Source organism: Ornithinibacter sp. (assembly GCF_035443565.1).
Taxonomy (GTDB): domain Bacteria; phylum Actinomycetota; class Actinomycetes; order Actinomycetales; family Dermatophilaceae; genus Fodinibacter.
In genome coordinates this window covers 1-3,053 of record NZ_DAORSO010000125.1, presented here as the reverse complement: position 1 = coordinate 3,053, position 3,053 = coordinate 1, and the positions used below count along the sequence as shown (strand labels likewise).

Here is a 3,053-nt window from a genome sequence, read left to right as displayed (position 1 = left end):
GATGTTGCGCACGTAGCGGCTGACGTTCGGCTTGACCGCCGCGTCGACCAGGGTGGTCATCGAGCGCTCGTACTCGCGGTACTCGCGCAGCACCTGCGAGCTGATCGACACCACGGCCTCCGGGTGCTCGCGGCGCAGCACCTCGCGCATCGCCAGTTCGTGCGTGTCGTTGGCGTAGGAGTGCAGGAGGCACACCCCGATCGTCGTGATGCCGCGCTCACGGAACCAGCGGGCGGCCGCCACGGCATCCGCCTCGTCGAACGGGCGCAGCTCGTTGCCCTCGAAGTCCATCCGGCCGCCGATGGTGCGCACGTGGTCGGCCTCGACGATGCGCGGGGGCTTGACCCAGAAGTAGGAGTTGCCGTAGCCGTCGGGCACGGCCTGGCGGGCGATCTCGAGCATGAACTCGTAGCCCTCGGTGGTGATGAACCCGAGGCGCTCCACCTTGCCCTCGAGGAGCTTGTTCGTCGCCACCGTCGTGCCGTGGCTGACGGCGGTGATGTCCGTGCCCGTCGCGCCGAGCACCCCGAGGATCTTCTCGATGCCGGCGATGAAGCCGTCCGCCGGGTTGGCCGGCGTGCTCGGGGTCTTCGTCGTCACGAGCTCGCCGGTGTCCTCGTCGAAGGCGACGACGTCGGTGAACGTCCCTCCGGTGTCGATGCCCACCCGGATCCGCCGGTTCGAAGTGCTCGTCTGCGCCGTCGCCATGCGTCAGATTCAATCTCGGATACAGCCCCGGCTCGTTGGCAATGTCTGCCAACGAGCCGGGGATATCACCTCAGAACTAGCCCGCTGCAGGGGCCTACTCGTCGGTCGAGGCGGCAGTGGCTGACGGCGCCGACACGGCCGAACCCTTGACGGGGCGTTCCGTCGTGGTCGTGGTCTTGGTCGACGAGCCATCACCGAAGCCCTGCACGATGCTCTGGATGTCGATGCCGGTGGTGTTCTTCAGCATCGCCATCGTCTGGGTGAGGTTGTCGGTCACCTGCTTGGGCAGGGCACCCGCACCCTCGGTCGACAGCACGGTGAGCTGGTCGATGGAACCCATCGGTGCAGCGAGTTCGTGGGCCACCTTCGGCAGCACCTCGATGAGCATCTGGAGCACGGCCGCCTCGTTGTACCGGGCGAAGGCGTCGGCACGCTTGTTCATCGCCTCGGCCTCGGCCTGGCCGGTGGCGAGGATGGCGCTGGCCTGGGCCTCACCCTCGGCGCGCAGGGCCTCGGCCTGGGCGACACGCAGCGCCTTGTCGGCCTGTCCGCGACGCTCACCCTCGATGGCCTCGGCATCGGCCAGCGCGGTGCGTCGTGACTTCTCGGCCTCACCGGTGAGGCGCGCCTTCTCGGCCTCGGCCTGTGCGGCGGCGATGGAGGCCTGACGGCGGGCGTCCGCTTCGGCGATGGCCGCGTTGCGGGCACCCTCGGCCTCCTGCTCGACCTTGTAGCGCTCGGCGTCGGCGGGCTTGCGCACCTCGGTGTCGAGCTGGCGCTCCTTCAGGGCCGCCTGACGAACGGCCACCTTCTCCTGCTCGGTGAGGATGACCTGCTCGCGGTCGGCCTGGGCCAGCGGCCCGGCGGCGGCAGCGGTGGCGGCCGCGGCATCCGTCTCGGCCTTGATCTCGGACTGCTTGAGCGCCAGCTGGCGGTTCGCGACGGCGATCTCCTGCTCGGCGGCGAGGCGGGCCTGCTCGGCGGCCTGGCGGGCGTTGGCCTCGGCGATCGCCGCGGTCTGGCCCACCCGGGCGGACTCGGGGCGGCCGAGGTCGGACAGGTAGGAGCCGTCGTCGGTGATGTCCTGGATCTGGAAGGTGTCGAGGATCAGGCCCTGACCGGTGAGCGAGGACTCGGCCTCGTCGGCGACCCGCTGCGCGAACGCGGCCCGGTCACGGATGATCTGCTCGACGCTCAGCGAGCCGACGATGGATCGCAGCGAACCGGCGAGGGTCTCCTGGGTGAAGGTCTCGATCTCTCCCTGCTGGGTGAGGAAGCGCTGGGCCGCGGCGCGGATCGAGTCCTCGTTGCCGCCGACCTTGACGATCGCGACGCCGTCGAGGTTGAGCTTGACGCCCTGGCCGGACACGGCGCTGCGGATCTGGATCATGATGCGACGGCTGGACAGGTCGAGCACGTGCAGGCGCTGCACGAACGGGACGACGAACACGCCACCACCCATGACGACCTTCTGGCCCGACAGGTCGGTCGACATGATGCCGGTCTCGGGGTTGCGGACCTCCTTGCCCGGGCGGCCGGTGACGATGAACGCCTCGTTGGGCCCTGCGACCTTGTACCTCGAGGCGATGATCAGCCCCAGGAGGAAGAGCAGGGTCACCAGCCCCAGTACCGAGATGAGTGCGACGGGAATCTCGAGTCCGAACATGTTGTCTGCCCTTTCGTGCGTCGCGTCGGCGCGGCGCTCCACTGCTCTTGGTCGTGTGCTCAGTCGACGTCGACGGCCCCTACCCGGTTCCCCCCGCGTCGCTGCCCGATCCTGCCCTACGCGTCAGCCGGGCGGGACGAGCCACCCGTGCGGGCCACCCGCACCGAGGTCGGGCTCAGCACCGCGGTCACGGTGACGGCGGTGCCGTTGGGCAGCGGTTCGTCGGCGCGGGCGTTGAGCCGGGTGATGTGTCCGGCCGCGACGACGCTGACCTGGCCCAGACCGTCAGCCGGGATGGCGTCGATCACGGATCCGGTGAGCCCGACCAGTCCGGACGAGCGCACGGTCGACTCGTCGCCGCCGCGCATCAGGACCTGGCTGGCCTTGCCGGCGCCCACCCCGACCAGGGCGCCCGCGACGAGCCCGGCGCCGAGCGCCGCACCGTTGGAGTCGGTGAGGTCGAGCACCAGGGCGCCGACGAAGCCGAACGCCGCGAGGAAGCCCGCCACCGCCAGGCCGGAGAGGAAGTCGGGGCCGACGCTCTCCAGCATCCCGTCGAGGGCCTCGCCCGCGACGAACGAGATGAGCAGCATCAGGATGCCGATGCCTCCGATGACGAGCAGGGCGGTCAGCATGGTCCCCTCCGTGGCCGGCCAGTGGCTGCCGGTCGTCGGCGGCG

At 70.2% G+C, this 3,053-nt stretch carries 3 protein-coding genes; all 3 read right to left on the bottom strand.

Annotation, left to right across the window (positions count from 1 at the left end; translation table 11 throughout):
- Window positions 1-708: hydantoinase/oxoprolinase N-terminal domain-containing protein (locus PLL68_RS11405; RefSeq protein ID WP_324534181.1), on the bottom strand; the 708-nt coding region annotated here is incomplete at its 3' end.
- Window positions 709-802: 94 nt separating this feature from the next.
- On the bottom strand, window positions 803-2,374 hold the full coding sequence (locus tag PLL68_RS11400; RefSeq protein WP_324534177.1) for a flotillin family protein: 1,572 nt from the start codon (window positions 2,372-2,374) through the stop codon (window positions 803-805).
- Window positions 2,375-2,490: 116 nt separating this feature from the next.
- Window positions 2,491-3,053 (bottom strand): NfeD C-terminal domain-containing protein (locus tag PLL68_RS11395; protein WP_324534175.1); only part of this gene is annotated, 563 nt, incomplete at its 5' end.

Bases quoted from the DNA above. Each gene is read 5' to 3' on its own strand.
- PLL68_RS11400 (WP_324534177.1), bottom strand. From the start codon at position 2,374: ATGTTCGGACTCGAGATTCCCGTCGCACTCATCTCGGTACTGGGGCTG.